Source organism: Mesorhizobium sp. WSM4840, from assembly GCF_055811755.1.
In genome coordinates, this window is record NZ_JBVVQD010000004.1 from 55,793 (window position 1) to 74,829 (window position 19,037).

16 protein-coding genes are annotated in these 19,037 nt (G+C 62.5%); 13 read left to right on the top strand and 3 right to left on the bottom strand.

What is annotated here, in order from left to right:
- Nucleotides 1-141: 141 nt before the first annotated feature.
- From AC0L3I_RS07825 to AC0L3I_RS07840, 4 genes are all read left to right on the top strand, one after another.
- On the top strand, nucleotides 142-1,797 hold the full coding sequence (locus tag AC0L3I_RS07825) for an ABC transporter substrate-binding protein (RefSeq protein ID WP_473526533.1): 1,656 nt from the start codon (nucleotides 142-144) through the stop codon (nucleotides 1,795-1,797).
- A gap of 226 nt (nucleotides 1,798-2,023) precedes the next feature.
- Nucleotides 2,024-3,058 (top strand): ABC transporter permease, encoded by a 1,035-nt coding sequence (locus AC0L3I_RS07830; RefSeq protein WP_473485180.1) that lies wholly within the window; start codon nucleotides 2,024-2,026, stop codon nucleotides 3,056-3,058.
- Nucleotides 3,059-3,070: 12 nt separating this feature from the next.
- On the top strand, nucleotides 3,071-4,228 hold the full coding sequence (locus AC0L3I_RS07835) for an ABC transporter permease (RefSeq protein WP_473485181.1): 1,158 nt from the start codon (nucleotides 3,071-3,073) through the stop codon (nucleotides 4,226-4,228).
- Between the two features lie 48 nt (nucleotides 4,229-4,276).
- Nucleotides 4,277-6,481, top strand: coding sequence for a dipeptide ABC transporter ATP-binding protein (locus AC0L3I_RS07840; RefSeq protein WP_473526534.1), 2,205 nt, complete (start codon nucleotides 4,277-4,279; stop codon nucleotides 6,479-6,481).
- Between the two features lie 13 nt (nucleotides 6,482-6,494).
- On the opposite strand, the gene AC0L3I_RS07845 is transcribed toward AC0L3I_RS07840, so the two are convergent.
- Complete coding sequence (locus AC0L3I_RS07845) at nucleotides 6,495-7,085, bottom strand: transglycosylase SLT domain-containing protein (RefSeq protein ID WP_473526535.1); 591 nt, start codon at nucleotides 7,083-7,085, stop codon at nucleotides 6,495-6,497.
- A 218-nt stretch (nucleotides 7,086-7,303) separates the two neighbouring features.
- On the opposite strand from AC0L3I_RS07845, the gene AC0L3I_RS07850 reads away from it, so the two are divergent.
- Both AC0L3I_RS07850 and AC0L3I_RS07855 read left to right on the top strand, forming a co-directional pair.
- The gene (locus AC0L3I_RS07850; RefSeq protein WP_473526536.1) at nucleotides 7,304-8,842 is read left to right on the top strand and encodes a trimethylamine methyltransferase family protein; all 1,539 of its coding nucleotides are present in this window, start codon (nucleotides 7,304-7,306) and stop codon (nucleotides 8,840-8,842) included.
- A gap of 87 nt (nucleotides 8,843-8,929) precedes the next feature.
- Entirely contained in the window at nucleotides 8,930-11,371 is a 2,442-nt protein-coding gene (locus AC0L3I_RS07855; RefSeq protein ID WP_473526537.1) for a GcvT family protein, read from the top strand.
- Nucleotides 11,372-11,390: 19 nt separating this feature from the next.
- Here the strand turns inward: AC0L3I_RS07855 and AC0L3I_RS07860 are convergent, their stop codons facing one another.
- The gene (locus tag AC0L3I_RS07860; RefSeq protein WP_473485186.1) at nucleotides 11,391-11,783 is read right to left on the bottom strand and encodes a DoxX family protein; all 393 of its coding nucleotides are present in this window, start codon (nucleotides 11,781-11,783) and stop codon (nucleotides 11,391-11,393) included.
- A gap of 188 nt (nucleotides 11,784-11,971) precedes the next feature.
- On the opposite strand from AC0L3I_RS07860, the gene AC0L3I_RS07865 reads away from it, so the two are divergent.
- Entirely contained in the window at nucleotides 11,972-12,460 is a 489-nt protein-coding gene (locus tag AC0L3I_RS07865) for a hypothetical protein (protein ID WP_473485187.1), read from the top strand.
- 203 nt (nucleotides 12,461-12,663) lie between these two features.
- Here the strand turns inward: AC0L3I_RS07865 and AC0L3I_RS07870 are convergent, their stop codons facing one another.
- Nucleotides 12,664-13,440 carry a VOC family protein gene (locus tag AC0L3I_RS07870; RefSeq protein ID WP_473485188.1) on the bottom strand — a complete coding sequence of 259 codons (777 nt, stop codon included), beginning with the start codon at nucleotides 13,438-13,440 and terminating at the stop codon, nucleotides 12,664-12,666.
- A gap of 173 nt (nucleotides 13,441-13,613) precedes the next feature.
- Between AC0L3I_RS07870 and AC0L3I_RS07875 the strand changes: the two genes are divergently transcribed.
- From AC0L3I_RS07875 to AC0L3I_RS07900, 6 genes are all read left to right on the top strand, one after another.
- Nucleotides 13,614-14,330 (top strand): gamma-glutamylcyclotransferase, encoded by a 717-nt coding sequence (locus AC0L3I_RS07875; protein ID WP_473485189.1) that lies wholly within the window; start codon nucleotides 13,614-13,616, stop codon nucleotides 14,328-14,330.
- Between the two features lie 140 nt (nucleotides 14,331-14,470).
- Nucleotides 14,471-15,835: an NAD(P)-dependent oxidoreductase gene (locus AC0L3I_RS07880; protein ID WP_473526538.1), complete on the top strand. Its 1,365-nt coding sequence runs from the start codon at nucleotides 14,471-14,473 to the stop codon at nucleotides 15,833-15,835.
- Nucleotides 15,836-15,837: 2 nt separating this feature from the next.
- Nucleotides 15,838-17,151 (top strand): NAD-dependent dihydropyrimidine dehydrogenase subunit PreA, encoded by a 1,314-nt coding sequence (gene preA, locus AC0L3I_RS07885; RefSeq protein ID WP_473526539.1) that lies wholly within the window; start codon nucleotides 15,838-15,840, stop codon nucleotides 17,149-17,151.
- 382 nt (nucleotides 17,152-17,533) lie between these two features.
- Complete coding sequence (locus tag AC0L3I_RS07890) at nucleotides 17,534-18,052, top strand: RrF2 family transcriptional regulator (protein ID WP_473526540.1); 519 nt, start codon at nucleotides 17,534-17,536, stop codon at nucleotides 18,050-18,052.
- 12 nt (nucleotides 18,053-18,064) lie between these two features.
- Nucleotides 18,065-18,523 (top strand): carboxymuconolactone decarboxylase family protein, encoded by a 459-nt coding sequence (locus AC0L3I_RS07895; RefSeq protein WP_473526541.1) that lies wholly within the window; start codon nucleotides 18,065-18,067, stop codon nucleotides 18,521-18,523.
- Nucleotides 18,524-18,585: 62 nt separating this feature from the next.
- Nucleotides 18,586-18,963 carry a DoxX family protein gene (locus AC0L3I_RS07900; RefSeq protein WP_473526542.1) on the top strand — a complete coding sequence of 126 codons (378 nt, stop codon included), beginning with the start codon at nucleotides 18,586-18,588 and terminating at the stop codon, nucleotides 18,961-18,963.
- Nucleotides 18,964-19,037: the final 74 nt, after the last annotated feature.

Below are 19,037 nucleotides of genomic sequence, written 5' to 3' on the forward strand. Positions count from 1 at the left end.
GCCAAGACTGTCGTTATCACGCGAACTGCTTCCCTTCCAAAGTTGCACATTCCTTGGCATGTTCCCAATCCGTGCCGTTTTTGACATCATGGCCCGGATGCGGAATGGTAAAAGGCAGAAAGCCAACAATGGGAGTTCGTGATGACAATCTACAAGAGTAATGGCGATCGCGTTCCGGATCACATCCATGCAATGGCCGAAGAAGCCAGGGCCGGACGTGTCGATCGCCGCGAGTTTCTCGCTTTGGCCAGCGTCTTCGGCGCGTCCACGGCGATGGCCTATGGTATGCTTGGCCTCGCCGACCCGACCCCAGCGAGAGCGCAGGACGTACAGGGCAAGAAGGGCGGCATATTGAAGGTCGCTATGTGGATCAAGGATGCGAAGGATCCGCGCAAGGCCGACTGGTCGGAAATCGCCAATGCCGAGCGCCAGGCTCTCGAGCCGTTGGTCAAGTACACAACCGAATACACGTTCCGCCCCTACCTGCTTGAGAGCTGGGACGTCAACGATGATGCCACCGAGTACACACTACATGTGCGCAAGGGCGTCACCTGGAACAACGGCGATCCGTTCACCGCGGACGACGTCATCTTCAACTTCAAGCGTTGGGCCGACAAGAAGGCCGAAGGCAATTCCATGCCCGGCCGTCTCGGCTCGCTGGTCAAGGACGACAAGCTGGATGAGAGCGCAGTCACCAAGGTCGACGATTTGACGGTCAAGCTGAAGCTCAGCACGCCGGATATCGCGCTCATCCCCAATGTGTGCGACTATCCCGGTCTCATCGTCCACAAGACCTTCGACGAAAAGGGTGGTGATTTCAAAGCCTGCCCGATCGGCACCGGCCCGTTCGAACTCGTCTCCTACGATGTCGGCCAAAAAGTCGTCTACAAGCGCCGCGAAGACAACAAGTGGTGGGACGGCGAGGTCTTTCTCGACGGCATCGAGTTCATCGACTACGGCACTGATCCCGCAGCCACGGTCAGCGCCTTCGAATCGGGAGAGGTCCATACCAATTTCGAGACGTCGGCCGATTATGTGTCGATCCTCGACGGTGTCGACCTGGTCAAGTACGAGGTGGTCACCGCAGCGACCATCGTCTGCCGCACCAACGTGACCAACAAGCCTTATGACGACCAGAAGGTTCGCAATGCGCTGCAGCTCGCGGTCGACAACGCTGTCGTGCTCCAGCTCGGCAACGGCAATGCCGGCACTGTCGCCGAAAACCACCATGTCAGCCCGGTCCATCCGGAATATTACGAGCTGCCAAAGATTGCCCGCGATCCGGCCAAGGCGAAGGCGCTGATGGAGGAAGCCGGTCAGGCCGATTTCGAGCACGAGCTGATCACGGTCGACGAAGACTGGCACAAGAATACCGGCGATGCGATCGCCGCGCAGATGCGCGACGCCGGCATCAAGGTGAAGCGCACGGTGCTGCCGGGTTCGACGTTCTGGAACGACTGGACGAAGTATCCGCTGTCGATGACCAACTGGAACATGCGGCCGCTCGGCGTCCAGGTTCTGGCGATCGGCTACCGCACCGGAGAAGCCTGGAACGAAACCGCCTGGTCGAATCCCGAATGGGATGCCAAGCTCAACGCCGCGCTTTCGGTCGCCGACGCCGCCAAGCGCAAGGAGATGATGAAGGACATCGAGCAGATCCTGCAGGATTCCGGCATCATCATCCAGCCCTACTGGCGCAAGCTCTACAGTCACTCGGTGGCTGGTGTTAAGAACTACGCCATGCACCCGACCTTCGAGCGCGACTACGGCAAGGTCTGGCTCGACGAGGAGGCCTGATCGGATCGATCGTGGAAGGGGCGGTTCGCCCCTTCCACCCACGCCATGCATGATTCCAGACCGAAAGTAGGCGCAGCAAGAAAAGCGCGGACTCTTCGGATGGGGGCGTGCAATAAGACAGGGTTGATCGCATTCTGAGGGTCCGTTTGACAGCCAGCTCTGCCGATAGCGGCTGATTTGGCTCCAAGCCGGCCTCAACCCCAACCAGACCGGCAGGGGGACCGCCATGCTCTCTTTCATCCTTCGACGCCTCGGCACCATGGCATTGACGATGCTGTGCCTGACGATGGTCGTGTTCTTCCTGATCAATCTCGACCCCAATCTGAAAAAGCTGGCGATCAGCCAGACTGAAATGCACACCTCGGCCGAGCAGCTCGAAAGCTGGCTGGTCAATCATGGCTACCGCCAGAATTTCTTCTCCCGTTATGGCCAATGGCTGGGTATCGTGCCCAAACAGCCGGTCACAGACCCGGCAACGGGCAAACCCGCGCGACGTTTTTCCTTCTGCAACGATCCTGTCGAGCCGACGTTCTCCGGCGTGCTGCAGGGTGATTTCGGCTGCTCGACCAAGTTCAAGACGACGGTGGCGTCGAAGCTTTTCCCGGCGCTCGGCGCCACCGGCATCCTGATGTTCTGGGTGCTTGTGGTGATGGTGCCGATCTCGCTTCTGATCGGCATCCTCGCCGGCATGCGCGAGGGCTCGCGAACCGACCGGACATTGTCCGTCGCCTCGATCGCCTCGACGGCGACGCCCGAATATGTGTCGGGCGTCATTTTTACCGTCATCTTCGCCTCATGGCTCGGCCTGCTGAACGGTTCGGCGGCTTCGGCCAGCCGGGGTATCACCTTCTACAACTTCACCTTGCCGGTGATGACGCTGGCGATCTACGGCATCGGCTACATCGCAAGAATGACCCGCGCCTCGATGGTCGAGGTGATGACGCAGCAATATATCCGCACCGCGCGGCTGAAGGGCCTCTCCTTCGGCAGCGTCGTGGTCAAGCACGCGCTGCGCAACGCGCTGATCGCGCCGTTCACGGTCATCATGCTGCAATTTCCCTGGCTGCTCACCGGCGTCGTCATCGTCGAGGTGATGTTCCGCTATCAGGGCTTCGGCTACACGCTGGTCGAGGCGGCCGGCAACAACGACATCGATCTTCTGCTCGGCTGCTCGCTGGTCTCGGTGCTCATCGTCCTGATCACACAGCTCATTTCCGATGTCGGCTACGCGTTTCTCAATCCGCGTATCAGAGTTCAATAGGGGATCGGGCGGATGCTGCTTGAATATATCGGCGCCTTCAATGTGGTGCTTGGCGTGCTTGCGCGTTTCTGGCCGGTCTGGATCGCCCTCGTCCTGGTGATGGGGGCGAGCTTCGCCTACAAGAAGCGGCTTGGCCTCTACGGTCAGCTCTTCGACAGCAGCGTCGGCATCGTCGGCGTCGGCATCTGCCTGTTCTGGCTGTTCACGGCGATCTTCGCGTCGACCATCTCGCCCTTCAATCCGCTTGCCCAGGTGGCGATCATGAAGGATGCGCTGCCGGGCGCGATCGAGCCGCAATCGGGACTTGTCTACCTCTTCGGCGGCGACAAGCTCGCCCGCGACGTGTTCAGCCGCATGGTCTATGGCAGCCAGATCGTGCTGATCATCGCGCCGGCGGCGACCGGTTTCGCGCTGATGGTCGGCATCACGCTTGGCCTGCCGGCCGGCTACTATGGCGGCAAGATCGATACGGTGCTGTCCTTCCTCGCCAACCTGGTGCTCGCCTTCCCGGTGATCCTCCTGTTCTACCTGCTGGTGACGCCGGGCATCATGGACACGCCGATTCCCTATGCGATGGCCGGCCTGTTCTTCCTGTTCCCGATCATCTTCTTCAGCGTGCTGTTCTGGACGCGCTACAAGAAACGGTCCGACCGCCTCTACATCCTCTTGGGACTGACGCTGATCATTGGCGGCTGGGTCTATGCCGGCCTGGTCTTCGACGCCGACCCGTTCAGGATCATCCACATCGATCCCAACCAGCTCAACATCTTCGTGGCGGTGGTGTTCGCCTCCAGCCCGGGCGTGTTCCGTATCGTGCGCGGCCTCACCATGGACATCAAGACGCGCGACTATGTTGCGGCGGCGCAGACGCGCGGTGAATCGCCCTGGTACATCATGCTTTGGGAGATCCTGCCCAATGCGCGCGGGCCGCTGATCGTCGACGCCTGCCTGCGCATCGGCTACACCACGATCCTGCTCGGCACGCTCGGCTATTTCGGCTTGGGGCTGGCGCCCGAGAGCCCGGACTGGGGCACCGCGATCAAGGATGCCAGCCGGCTGCTGCGCTCCTTCATCCATCCGGCGCTGCCGCCGACGATCGCGCTGATGTCGTTCGTGCTGGGGCTGAACCTTTTGGCCGACTCGCTGCGTGAACAATCGATGAAAGATTGATGGACGGGTCTTCGACCCTATTTAGAAGAACAAGGATTGGAGCGACCCATGAATGAGGCAGTTCGAAATCCCGCCGAGCCGATCATCGAGATCGAGAACCTGTCGATCTCCTTCTTCACCCGCAAGGGTGAGATACCGGCCGTTATGGACTTCTCCTGCACGGTCATGCCTGGCGAAGCCATGGGCATCGTCGGTGAATCCGGCTGCGGCAAGTCGACCGTGTCGCTCGGCATCATGCGCGATCTCTCCAACATCGGAAAGATCGTCGGCGGCCGGATAAAGTTCCAGGGCAAGGACATGGGCGAGCTGTCCGACGAGGAACTGCGCGCCATCCGCGGCAACAAGATCGCGATGATCTACCAGGAGCCGATGGCCAGCCTGAACCCGGCGATGAAGGTCGGCCAGCAACTGATGGAAGTGCCGCTGATCCACGACAAGGTGTCGAAGGAAGAGGCTTATCGACGCGCGCTGGAAATGGTGCGCTCGGTCAGGCTGCCCGATCCCGAGCGCATGATGCGCTCGTTTCCGCACCAGCTTTCCGGTGGCCAGCAACAGCGTATCGTCATCGCCATGGCGCTGCTGTCGAAGCCGGCGCTGCTCCTGCTCGACGAGCCGACGACAGCGCTCGACGTGACGGTGGAAGCCGGCATCGTCGACCTGGTCAAAGGGCTCGGCGAGAAGTTCGGCACCTCGATGATCTTCGTGTCGCACAATCTCGGCCTGATCCTGGAAACCTGCGACCGCATCACGGTGATGTATTCGGGCGAAGCGGTGGAGACCGGCAAGATCAAGGACGTCTTCGACCGGATGCGCCATCCCTACACGCAGGGTTTGTTCCGCTCGATCCCGCTGCCCGGCGCCGACAAGAATTCGCGGCCTCTGATCTCCATCCCGGGGCAATTGCCGCTGCCGCACGAGCGGCCGAAGGGCTGTAATTTCGGCCCCCGCTGCCACCATTTCGTCGAGGGCGTCTGCAACGCCGCCGAAATCCCGATGATCGCGGTCGAAGGCCATGAAGGCCATTTTTCGCGCTGCGTGCGCTTCAACGAGATCGACTGGGAGGCGCTGCCGCCCGGCGCCAAGAAGGTCAACGAGCGCGTCGAGCCCGGCGCGCCGGTGCTCAAGATCGAGGATCTCAAAAAGTACTACAAGGTCGGCGGCAGCGAGGTGTTCGGCTCGAGCGAAGGCCGCGTCGTCAAGGCCAACGAGACGATCTCCTTCATGGCACGCGAATCCGAGACCGTCGCCATCGTCGGCGAGTCCGGTTGCGGAAAGTCAACGCTGGCCAAGGTGCTGCTCGGCCTGGAGACGGCAAGCTCCGGCAGCGTGACGCTCGGCAACCAGCAAATTCAGTCGACCGGCGTCGAGAACCGCAGCGTCGAGACGGTGTCGTCGATCCAGATGGTGTTCCAGAATCCGTTCGACACGCTCAACCCCAGCCACACGGTCGGCTCGCAGATCATCCGCACGCTGGAAAAGTTCAATGTCGGCAACACTGTCGCCGACCGCCGCAAGCGCATGCTGGAGTTGCTCGACCTGGTGAAGCTGCCGCGGGCGTTCGAGACCCGCAAGCCGCGCCAGCTTTCCGGCGGCCAGAAGCAGCGCATCGGCGTGGCGCGGGCCTTTGCCGGCGACGCCAAGGTGGTGGTGGCCGACGAGCCGGTCTCGGCGCTCGACGTGTCGGTGCAGGCGGCGGTGACTGAGCTCCTGATGGACATCCAGCGCAAGAACAAGACGACGATGCTGTTCATCAGCCACGACCTGTCGGTGGTGCGCTACATCGCCGACCGCGTCGTCGTCATGTATCTCGGTTATATCGTCGAGCAGGGCACGACCGACCAGATCTTTTCGCCGCCCTATCATCCCTATACCGAGGCGCTGCTGTCGGCGATCCCGATCGCCGACACCAGCGTGATCAAGAAGCACATCGTGCTGGAGGGCGACATTCCGTCGGCGATGAACCCGCCAACCGGCTGTCCGTTCCAGACGCGCTGCGGCTACAAGAAGCTGGTGCCGGACAATCTTTGCGAGACGCAGGTGCCGCCGGTGAAGAATCTCGGCGATGGCCATATGAGCCTGTGCTGGCTTGCCGACGACGTGCTGGCGAAAATGGAGCCGGTGATCAAGTTCGACAAGGAGCATGCCGCCAATGAAGGCGTGTCGGAAGACGCGCCGCAGGGCGTCGGTCCGGGCTTTGCCGGCGCTCCGCCCAAGCGTCCACGCGGCAAAAGGCCGAAGCTGACGGATGGTTAGATCCGTGGCGCCATCAAGGCGCGCATTGGCGTAGCTGCGCGGCGTAATCCCGAGCCATCTGCTCGGTGGCCCGCGCATAGCGCTGCACGCCGGCATCGCCGCGGTTCCCGCGGCCATAGGCCGTCCAGCCGAGATAATAGGCCAGATAGAGGTTGTAAGTGTCGTTGCGAGCGACGCCGAGCGTGTCTGCGGTCTTGGAATGATACCAGCCGACGAAATCGACGGCATCGGCGAAGCTGGTGCGGCGCGCCGCCCAGCTGCCGGTCTCGCTTTGATACTGCGCCCAGGTGCCGTCGAGCGCCTGCGAGAAGCCGGTGGCGCTGGAGACACGTTTCCAGGGAATGAAGCCGAGAAGCTTGGTGCGCGGCGGCCTGGCGTTGCTCTTGAAGCCGGATTCCTTGCGCACAGTCGCCATCAGCACGCGAACCGGCACCCCGTGCTTCTGTTCGGCGCGTTCGGCCGCCGCCTGCCAGTTGTCGAACCAGCCGTCATTCTGGTCGAACACGGCGCAGACATCGTTGATATGGTTCGGCGGCGTCGCGCAGGCCGACAGCGCCAGCAGCACGGTAACTGCTACAATTTTACTAAAACTCGACCTGCCCATTGGAACAGGATTAGGCCGAAAACATAAAAGGAATCTTGCTGCGTTCCTTAACGGCCCATCGGCCGCTTTGGGGGGGTCAGAACTAGGATAGATATTCCGACGTTTTCCGTCGCTTTTGTCGGCATGAAGCTACCAAAGTGCCGCCTTGGCTAAAATCACGCCCGTGGGTGGCGGATTTCTGACAGCCCGATCGTCGTGCCGGCGCTTTGATGCGCAGCATGGCCGAACCGAGACGCAAGCGCGGCGCTGAGCGAACCAGCAACAGAGGGCCGGCCGCCATCCCGCAACTGCCGCTGCGGCGCGTGACAAATCCCTATCCGCCAATGGCGATGCTCTCGGCCGACCAGATCGAGGCGATCCATCAGGCGTCGATGCACATTCTGGAGAATTTCGGCATTGAGGTGATGAGCCCGCGGGCGCTTTCGCTGTTCGAAAAGGCCGGGGCCAAGGTCGATCATGCGTCGATGACTGTCCGCATCGACCGCGGCATGGTCGATCAGGCACTGGGGACGACGCGGTCGAGCTACGCGCTGACGCCGCGCAACCCGGTCCGTGCCGTTCATCTCGGCGGCAACACCATCAATTTTACGCTCGTCGCCGGACCTCCCAATGTGCACGACATGGAACGCGGCCGCCGCGCCGGAAACCTGCGCGACTATTGTGATCTCACCCGGCTGGCGCAGCATTTCAACTGCGTACACATGCTGGGCAACCAGGTCTGCGCCCCGGTGGAACTGCCGGCCAATTCCCGCCACCTCGACACCTATTTCGCCAATCTGACGCTGACCGACAAAAGTTTTCACGTCTCGGCGATCGGCCGCGGCAGGGCGCTGGACGGCATCGAAATGATGGCAATCGCGCGCGGACTGACGCTCGATCAGATGCGCGACGATCCCGGCGTCACCACCATCATCTCGGTCAACTCGCCGCGCCGCTTCGACGAGATGATGGCTGAAGGGCTGATGACCATGGCCGAGTTCGGCCAATCGGTCGCGGTGACGCCGTTCACGCTGATGGGGGCGATGAGCCCGGTTACGCTTGCCGGCGCGCTGGCACAACAGAACGCCGAGGCACTGTTCGGCGTGGTCTTGACGCAGCTTGTCCGCCCCGGCGCCCCGGTCATGTATGGCGCCTTCACCTCCAATGTCGACATGAAGTCGGGCGCGCCGGCCTTCGGCACGCCGGAGAACACCAAGGCCAACATCGCCTCCGGGCAGTTGGCACGGCGCTATGGACTGCCGTACCGGACGACGCCGGGCTCGGCCTCCAACGCCGCCGACGCGCAAGGCGCCTATGAGACGCTGATGGCGCTGTGGGGCGCGGTGCTCGGCCACGGCAACCTCGTCTACCACGCAGCCGGCTGGCAGGAGGGCGGACTGACCGCGTCGTTCGAAAAGTTCATCATCGACGTCGAGATGATCCAGCACATGATGGAGTTTTTGCGCCCAATCGAAGTCAACGAGGCGGAACTCGCCGTCGAGGCGCTGGGTGCGGTGCCGACCGGCGGCCATTTCTTCGGCGAGCCGCACACGCTGGAGCGCTACGCCACCGCCTTCTACCAGCCGATGCTCTCCAACTGGCAGAACTACGAGGCGTGGCAGGAGACCGGCGGGCTCGACGCCACGGCGCGGGCGACGCGGCTGTGGAAGAAAGCGCTGGAAGATCATGTCGAACCGGCGATGGATATTTCCGTGCGCGAGGCGCTGGAGGTGTATGTGGCCAGGCGCAAGGAAGCGATCGGGCAAGGCGAGCCATGATGGTCGAAGGCTTGCGCTCGTGTGGCTTGGCTCCTCCCGCCCCGATTCATCGTTCCCCTCCAACTCCCTGAAATAACGAGAAAACCCATGAAATCGCATGCAAAGGTCGTGGTCATTGGCGGAGGCGTCGTCGGCTGTTCCGTGCTGTTCCATCTCGCCCGTCACGGCTGGACCGACATCGTGCTTCTGGAGCGTGACGAGCTGACCTCCGGTTCGACCTGGCATGCGGCCGGCGGCATGCACACGATCAATGGCGACCCCAATGTCGCCAAGCTACAGAAATACACGATCTCGCTCTACAAGGAGATCGAGGAGCTGTCGGGCCAGGCGACCGGCGTCCACCTGACCGGCGGCGTGCTTCTGGCGGCGACCGAGGCGCGGCTCGACTGGCTGCGCGGCGTCGTCGCCAAGGGCCGCTATCTCGGCATCGACCTCGAGGAGATTTCGCCTGATGAGGCGGCCGAGCTGATGCCGCTGCTCGACCCGAAGCAGTTCGTCGGCGCCGTCCGCAACAAGGAGGATGGCCATCTCGATCCATCGGGAGTCACCCACGCCTATGCCAAGGCCGCGAGGAAGCTCGGCGCCGAGGTTGAGCGCTTCACCAAGGTCGAGGACATCGTGCGCCGCGCCGACGGGCTGTGGCGCGTCATCACCAACAAGGGCGAGGTGGTGGCCGAGCATGTCGTCAACGCTGGCGGCCTGTGGGCGCGCGAGGTCGGCCGCATGGTCGGGCTGGAACTGCCGGTGCTGGCCATGGAGCACATGTACCTGATCACCGAGGACATGCCGGAGGTTGCCGCCTGGAACCAGAAGACCGGCACGGAGATCATCCATGCGGTCGATTTCGACGGCGAGCTCTATCTGCGCCAGGAGCGCGGCGGCATGCTGATGGGCACCTATGAGAAGGCCAACAAGCCATGGTCCGAATTTTCCACGCCGTGGACTTTCGGCCACGAACTGCTGGAGCCTGACATCGACCGCATCGCGCCATCGCTGGAAGTCGGCTTCCGCCATTTTCCGGCCTTCCAGAACACCGGCATCAAGCAGATCATCAACGGCCCCTTCACCTTCGCGCCCGACGGCAACCCGCTGGTCGGGCCGGTGCGCGGCCTGCCGGGCTTCTGGGTCGCCTGCGGCGTCATGGCCGGCTTTTCGCAGGGCGGCGGTGTTGGCCTGGCGCTGTCGAACTGGATGATCGAAGGCGATCCCGGCGCCGACATCTGGGCGATGGATGTCTCGCGCTACGGCGACTGGGCAACGATGGCCTACACCAACGCCAAGGTGCGCGAGAATTATTCGCGGCGTTTTTCCATCCGCTTCCCCAATGAGGAGCTGCCTGCCGGGCGGCCGCTCAAGACCACGCCGGTCTACGACCTATTGTCGGCTAAGGGCGCGCAATGGGGCGTGGCCTACGGGCTGGAAGTGCCGCTGTGGTATGCGCCCGAGGGCGTCAGGGACGAGTTCTCGTGGCGGCGCTCAAGCGATTTCGAGCATGTCGCAAAAGAGGTGAAGACGGTGCGGACAAGTGTCGGCCTGTCGGAAATTTCGTCCTTCGCCAAATACAGGGTGACAGGCGAGGGTGCGGCGGCCTGGCTCGACCGCCTGCTTGCCTGCAAGCTGCCAAAGCCCGGCCGCATGACGCTGGCGCCGATGCTGAAAGAAGACGGCAGGCTGATCGGCGATTTCTCGCTGGCCAATCTCGGCAGCCCCAATTCCAACGGGGAGGGCTGGTTCCTCGCCGGTTCCGGCATTGCCGAGGAGTATCACATGCGCTGGTTCGAGGCGCATCTGCCGCAAGATGGCTCGGTCCATATCGAGGCGCTGGGGGCGAGACTGACTGGCCTGTCGATTGCCGGGCCGAGGGCACGGGACGTGCTGGCAAAAGTCACGCGGGCGGATGTGTCGAATGCGGCGTTTCCATTCATGGCCATCCGCAAGGTGGATATCGGCATGGCGCCGTGCCTGGTCGGCCGAGTCAGCTACACCGGCGATCTCGGCTACGAGATCTGGGTGGCGCCGGAATATCAGCGTGCCGCGTACCAGACCCTGATGGCGGCTGGCGAAGAATTCGGCATCGGTCTGTTCGGCTCGCGCGCGCTCAATGCGCTGCGGCTGGAGAAGAACTACGGCTCGTGGGCGCGCGAATACCGGCCGACCTATGGTCCGCTTGAGGCCGGGCTCGACCGTTTCGTCGCCTACGGGAAAGAAACCGATTTCATCGGCAAGCAGGCTGCACTGGCTGAGCGCCAGCAAGGCGGCAAGCTGCGGCTGCGCGCCTTTGTCGTTGATACGGCAGACGCCGACGTCATCGGCGACGAACCGATCTGGTTCGACGGCGCCGTGCGCGGCTGGGTGACGTCAGGCGGCTACGCACATCATTCGAAGACGTCCGTGGCTATGGGCTACGTGCCGAAGGAAATCGCCGACGAGGCCGACGGTTTCGAGATCGAGCTCTTGGGTAAGCGCTATCCCGCGCGCGTGCAGCCGACACCGCTGTTCGACGCGAATCTCGAGCGGATGCGGGGGTAAAGGCGCCGCTGGTGGCGGCTCAGGCGCTGCGGCGGTTGTCCAGCGCCAAGGCGCCGGGACCGGCAAACACCAGATAGAGAAAGATGAAACAGAAGGAGATTGCCGCGTCGCCGCCATTGTTGACCGGGAAGAAATCGCGCGGCATGTGCGCCATGAAATAGGCGATCGCCATTTCGCCGCTGAGAAGAAATGCGACCGGCCTGGTGAAAAGGCCCAATACCAGCAGGATGCCGCCGACGAATTCGAGGATGCCCGCGGTCAGCGATAGGCCGCTCAGGGTGCCGGCGTGTTCGCTGACCGGGAAATTGAACAATTTCTGTGTGCCGTGCTCGATGAACTGCAACGCGGTCATGATGCGCAGAACGCCCAGCGCCTGCGGCTGATATCTGGCAAGGCCGTCGAAAAGCTTCATCCAAACGCCATTTTACCCCGAACCGGCCATAGATTATCGCCCGGCAAGGGACCATTCACTTCGCATGGCCTGCCATCAACAATCGGTGATTAGAATGCTCCTCGTATCTATTCTCGCTAGGGTTGCATTCAGATCGCTATAGTTGTATTGATAGCCAGACACTCCAAACCATGTGGGTTCCGTTTGCCATGAGAAAAGTCCTCGTCAGCCTGTTCGCCACCCTTGCAGGCACCAGCGTCGCCATGGCCGACGACGCCGGCTGTGCTGCTTTCAAATGGCCGGTGACGCGCGAGGAGGCCCTGTTTGCGGCAGCGCCCGCCGCGCAGCCCGGGGCTGACCTTTCGGTCGGCGAGGCTGCAGATGTGGCGTTGGCGCCGGTCGACACGATCAGCTTCACCGTTCCGCCGGAACGCGCGCCGGCAGCCGGTACATTCGGCGCGACGGCAAGCGTGGCCGTGCCCCCTGAGGGAGAGCTCCAGATCAGCCTGTCTGATGAGGCTTGGATCGATGTCGTTCAGGACGGCAAAGCCGTGAAGTTGGCGGCTTTCAGCGGTATGAAGACCTGTCCGGGGATCCGCAAGAGCGTGCGCTTCAAGCTGGCCGCCGGCCCGGCGACCATCCAGCTGAGCGGCGCCAAGAAAGAGACCGTTAAGATTGCGGTGCTGGCGCCGGAATGACTTTGCGCGCCCTGAGGCAATTCAGGCCATGCCGTTCGCTCGGTCGATTTCAGCGGCGTGAAAACCTGTCCTGGCATTTGCAAAAGCGTGCGTTTCAAGCTTGCGGCGGGTGCCGCGACCGTCCAACTCAGCGGCGCCCGGTCTCAAAGTTGCGGTGCTGACGCTGGAATGATCCAGCGGCAGCACTCGGTCGGTCAGGACGCCTACCGCACCGGCGCCATCAGCGCGAAATGAGCGCCTTGCGGATCCGTGCACTGCACGATCCAGCCGCCGCCGGGGACCTCCATCGGGCCCATCAGGATCTTGCCGCCATTATCGGTCACGCGCTTGGCCGCTGCGTCGATGGCCGGAACGTTGAAATAGAACTGCCAGACCGGCACGGGAATCTGCTCGGGCTTGTTCATCATGCCGCCGATAGGTTCGCCGTCGAAGGCAAAGAGCTGGTATGTGCCCATCGGACCCATGTCCATGGCGTCGCCCTTGGTCCAGCCGAACTGGCTGGAATAGAAATCGAGCGCCGCCTTCCAGTCGGACGTGTAGAGCTCATGCCAGCCAATGTTGCCGGGTGTCGTCGATGGTAGCGGCGGCTGGTCGGGGCCAATCGGCTGCAGGAAGTTGAAGGCCGCGCTTTGCGGATCAGCGACGACGGCAAAGCGGCCGACGCCCGGAATGTCATCGGGTTCGCGGTGAACCGTACCGCCAGCTTCCTTCAACGATTTTGTCGAGGCATCGACATCCCTGGTGTGGATGTAACCGACCCAGGCCGGCGGCATACCCATCTTGCGCACTTCGTCCGGCTGCGCCATCAGCCCGCCAACGCCGCGCTCGCCGACATTCATGACGATATAACGCGGCATGCCTGGCGCGCCATCGAAGGGCTGCGCCGTCCAGCCGACCACAATTGTATAGAAGGCCTCGGCGGCGTCGAGGTCGGTGGTCATCAGTTCGTACCAGAAGAAGGGCATCGGGGACTTTGGCATTGTCGTGCTCCTTGCGTTTCCAGTTGTGGATTGTGGTTTGATCCATCCTAGGACGATCTTGGCGACGGAAATCCGACATCTGGGCCAGAAATCGATGACGGCAAGGTGCGCCTCATTCGCAATCTTGCGCGTGTCTCGGTTTTCGACTTTGCTGCGTAAGGGGGTGTCGATTCATGCGCCTAATGTCGCTTACGCCGGAGCTTGTCGCGCTATGCCATCGGGAGGAGGCCGATCCCGGTCCCGATGGCAGTTGGACGCAACTGAACGATGAGGATTTCCAAACCCTCGCGTCGCGGCTTTCTGATGAAGCAGACGCGGGCCCCTTGTGGGTGTACGCCTATGGCTCGCTGATCTGGAAGCCGGCTTTCGAGTCCGTCGAACGACAGCGCGCCACCGCTTTCGGCTGGCATCGGTCCTTCTGCCTCGACATCGCTCGCTGGCGCGGCAGCGCTGCGCAACCGGGACTAATGATGGCGCTCGAACGAGGTGGGCGATGCGATGGTGTGATCTACCGCTTGCCGGAGGGAGAAAAGCCGCTGCAGATCGAAAGACTGTTGCGGCGCGAGATCGACGATCACGAGAGCGTCGGCTCGGTCAGATGGCTTCCGGTGCGTACGGCTCAAGGTTCACTGCGGGCGCTGGGCTTCTGGGTCGGTGTGACCGGCAGGGGGACGTCGCTCAAACAGCCGCTGGAGAGGGTAGCGCAAGTGCTGGCGCGGGCGTGCGGGCATGTCGGGTCGGGCGCCGAATATCTCTACAACACCGTCTATCATCTGGAAGAATTCGGCATTCGCGACCGCAACCTGTGGCGGCTGCAGGAACTTGTCGCGAACGAGATCAGGTCTATCCATGGCCGTGCCTCCGGAATGGGCCTCCTGTCTGCGTCGTGATCGCTCGCACACCTCGAAAACATGACTACAATTATCATATTTTTATTAAGCGTTTTCAGCAACTTGGCTGAAAATTGACCAATTGATAAAAAAACAAAACGTGTTAGCCTTCGGCAAAACCACAAGAATGGGGAAGCGGAATGGCGACTGGTCATTTCAAGCAGGGCATTGCCGGCGGCCGGCTTTCGCCTGAACAATATGCGGATAATTTTTCCGACCTGCATCCGCCGCTCGATCATCACGAGGCGCTGGTCGAGTCCGATCGCTGCTATTTCTGTTATGACGCGCCGTGCATGAACGCATGCCCGACCTCGATCGACATCCCGCTGTTCATCCGCCAGATCTCGACAGGCAATCCGATCGGCTCGGCAAAGACGATTTTCGACCAGAACATTTTGGGCGGCATGTGTGCCCGCGTCTGCCCGACCGAGACGCTGTGCGAGGAAGTCTGCGTGCGCGAAGTGGCGGAAGGCAAGCCGGTGCAGATCGGCCGACTGCAGCGCTACGCCACCGATGTCGCCATGGCTGAGAATAAGCAGTTTTACCCGCGCGCCGCCCCGACCGGCAAGACGGTCGCCGTCGTCGGCGCCGGACCGGCCGGGCTTGCCGCCGCTCATCGGCTCGCCCGCCACGGTCACGACGTGACCATCCTGGAAGCCCGTCCGAAAGCCGGCGGCCTCAATGAATACGGCATCGCCGCCTACAAGAGCATCGACAATTTCGCCCAGGCCGAGGTCGACTATATCCAGTCGATCGGCGGCATCGACATCCAGAACGGCAAGGCGCTCGGCCGTGACTACCAACTCTCGGACCTGACCAGGAACTACGACGCGGTGTTTCTCGGCATGGGGCTTGGCGGCGTCAACGCGCTACGCGCCGACGGCGAGGAGGCGCAGGGCGTCACCAATGCGGTGGAGTTCATTGCGGAGCTTCGCCAGGCGAGCGATCTTGCCAGCCTGCCGGTCGGCCGGCGCGTCGTCGTCATCGGCGGCGGCATGACGGCGATCGACGCGGCGGTGCAATCGAAGCTGCTCGGCGCCGAAGAGGTGACGATCTGCTACCGGCGCGGCCAGGAGCACATGAACGCCTCGGAATTCGAGCAGGATCTGGCTGCCGCCAACGGCGTCATCATCCGTCACTGGCTGCAGCCGAAGCGGGTCATTACCGAAGGCGGCAAGGTGTCGGGCATCGAGCTCGAATATACGGCGATGGATGGCGACAAGCTCGTCGGCACCGGCGAGCGGCTGACGCTTACCGCCGACCAGGTGTTCAAGGCGATCGGCCAGAGTTTTGTCCCGGCTGCGCTCAACGGCAGCGGTGCCTTGCTTGCTTTGGAAGCTGGCCGCATCAAGGTCGATGCCGAAGGCCGCACCTCGCTGGCCAATGTCTGGGCCGGCGGCGACTGCATCTTTGGCGGCGACGACCTGACAGTCTCCGCCGTCGCACAGGGCCGCGACGCGGCCGAATCGATCCACCGGGCACTGACCTCGAACGGGAGGGCATGAGCATGGCAGACATTCGCAACAATTTCGTCGGCATCAAATCGCCGAATCCGTTCTGGCTTGCTTCGGCGCCGCCGACCGACAAGGCCTACAACGTCATCCGCGCCTTTAAGGCGGGCTGGGGCGGCGTGGTGTGGAAGACGCTCGGCGAAGAAGGTCCGCCGGTGGTCAACGTCAACGGTCCGCGTTACGGCGCGATCTGGGGCGCCGATCGCCGCCTGCTCGGTTTGAACAATATCGAGCTGATCACCGACCGCGACCTGCAGGTCAATCTGCGCGAGATAAAGCAGGTCAAGATGGACTGGCCCGACCGCGCCATCGTCGTCTCGCTGATGGTGCCTTGCGAGGAGCATGCGTGGAAGGCGATTCTGCCGGGGGTCGAGGAGACGGGGGCCGACGGCATCGAGCTCAATTTCGGCTGCCCGCACGGCATGTCGGAACGCGGCATGGGTGCTGCCGTCGGCCAGGTGCCGGAATACATCGAAATGGTGGTGCGCTGGTGCAAGGCCAACACCCGCATGCCTGTTATCACCAAGCTGACGCCCAACATCACCGACATACGCAAGCCGGCGCGGGCCGCCCTTGCCGGCGGCACAGACGCGGTGTCGCTGATCAACACCATCAATTCGATCACCGGCGTCAATCTCGATAGTTTCGCGCCGGAGCCGACGATTGACGGCAAGGGTTCGCATGGCGGCTATTGCGGCCCGGCGGTGAAGCCGATCGCCATGAACATGGTGGCCGAGATCGCCCGCGATCCGGAAACGCATGGCTTGCCGATCTCCGGTATCGGCGGCATCACCACGTGGCGCGACGCTGCCGAATTCATGGCGCTCGGCGCCGGCAATGTGCAGGTGTGCACGGCGGCGATGACCTATGGCTTCAAGATCGTGCAGGAGATGATCGCCGGCCTGGAAAACTGGATGGACGAGAAGGGCCATACCTCGCTCGACGACATCGTCGGCCGCGCCACGCCCAACGTCACCGACTGGCAGTATCTCAACCTCAATTACATCGCCAAGGCGCATATCGACCAGGAGGCCTGCATCAAATGCGGCCGCTGCCACATCGCCTGCGAGGACACTGCGCACCAGGCAATCACCGCAATCGTCGATGGCGTCAGGCATTTCGAAGTGATCGAAGCTGAATGCGTCGGCTGCAATCTCTGCGTCAATGTCTGCCCGGTGGAGAACTGCATCACCATGGAGCCGCTGGCGGCCGGCGTGATCGACCAGCGCACCGGCAGACCGGTGTCGCCGGTCTACGCCAACTGGACGACGCATCCGAACAACCCGATGGCGAAGGTAGCGGCGGAATAGGGGCGGACGGGGCGACCTTTCTTATCTCTCACACCGTGTGGGAGCACTGTCGGTGGCGCTTTAGCAGTGCAGCCGTTGAGGTCGGCGCTGCTCCTCATCCGCCTGCCGGCACCTTCTCCCTGTAAACGGGGAGAAGCCCGCTGGCCGCGGCCTTGGCTCTCTATTCTGCAACGCTGGAGATTGGCGAAAACTTCGATGCCGGCGTCTTTCTCCCCGTTCTACGGGGAGAAATGCCCGGCAGGGCAATGAGGGGCGGCTCCATCGATCGGATAAAATCGCGGGCAGGGCAGCCATCCCATTCACAGTCGAGAGACTCTCGATTTCGTATTGCGGATAAAATTTATCCACGATAAGATATATCCATGAATTGGAGATCAGCACAATGAAGCTGGGCGAGGGCGTCGAAGCGGCCATCCACTGCGCCACCATGCTCGCCGGCGTCGAAGGCGCAGCGACCATGCCGGGTGCTGCCATGGCTGAAGCGTTCGGCCTGTCGCCGAGCTATCTCCTCAAGCATCTCAACGCGCTGACGGCGTCGGGCATCCTGGAATCGGTGCCCGGCCCATCGGGGGGTTACCGGCTGGCGCGGCCGGCTGAGCGCATAACGCTGCTCGACATCGTGCTCGCCGTGGAAGGACGCGAGCCGGCCTTCCGCTGCGGCGAAATCCGTCAGCGCGGGCCGGCCAGGCTCGATGCCTCGGTCTATGTCAAACCCTGCGGCATCAGCGTCGCGATGCTGAAGGCGGAGCGCGCCTATCGCGCCGCCCTCGCCGAGGCCCGGCTGTCCGACATCGTGGCGGGATATAGGAGCGATGCCGACCCCCGTTCAGTCGCCGCGAACTGCGCCTTTGTCGAGCGCCATCAGCGACCGCAGAAATCCAGTTCAACCAAGCAAGCGTGAAAGGTAATGACGATGAAGCAGAGGCTGCAATTCTTCGGCGCGGCGCCGGAAATCATGAAAGCTGTGTCGGCGCTCAACAAGGCGGTCGACGAATGCGGGTTGGAGGCAAGCCTGCTGCACCTGATCAAGCTGCTGGCGTCGCAGATCAATGGCTGTTCGTATTGCGTCGAGATGCACAGCCGCGAGGCGCGCCACGACGGCGAGACCGAACAGCGGCTCTATCTCGTCTCTGCCTGGAAGGAATCGCCGCTGTTTTCCGAGCGCGAACGCGCTGCCTTCGCTTGGACCGACGCGGTGACGAAGATCGCCGACAGCGGCGTGTCGGACGATCTCTACGCAAAAACGCTCGAGCACTTCTCAGAAGAGGAACTGGTCAAGCTGTCCGTCGCGATCGGCATGATCAACACCTGGAATCGGCTCTGCGTTCCCTTCCACGCCATTCATCCGGTAGCGGCGGCCAAGGCCGCTTGAGCGGACGGACCTGACGCGCGGCCTTTACGCCGCGCGTCTCTTTTTGCTTTGGGATCAAGAGCATGTTGTCGAATTTTGAGAATGAGATTCTTCTTGCCGCCCGCCTGCTGCTTGGTGGGGCGTTCGTCTTTGCCGGCCTGCGCAATATCCAGAATGCAGGCTTCCTGACCCAGATGATGACGACACGCGGCGTGCCGCAGGCGCGGCTGATGCTGTGGCTGGGGATCGTCCTGCAGATCGTTTCCGGAGCGCTGGTGATATCAGGTGTCTGGACCGCTGCCGCCGCTCTGTGCCTGGTGCTGTTCCTTGTCGTCGCCACCCCGATGTTCCATAATTTCTGGGATCATCAGGGACCCGAGCGCGCGTCCCGCATCAACGGCTTTGTCGGCAATGTCGCGCTGACCGGAGGATTCCTAGCGCTGATGGGCCAGGCGCTTTAAGGAGAATCGCGCAGCCGATATGGTATGAATTGTCATCTGCGCATTAATCGCTCCGTTGCGATTGCCTCGTATGA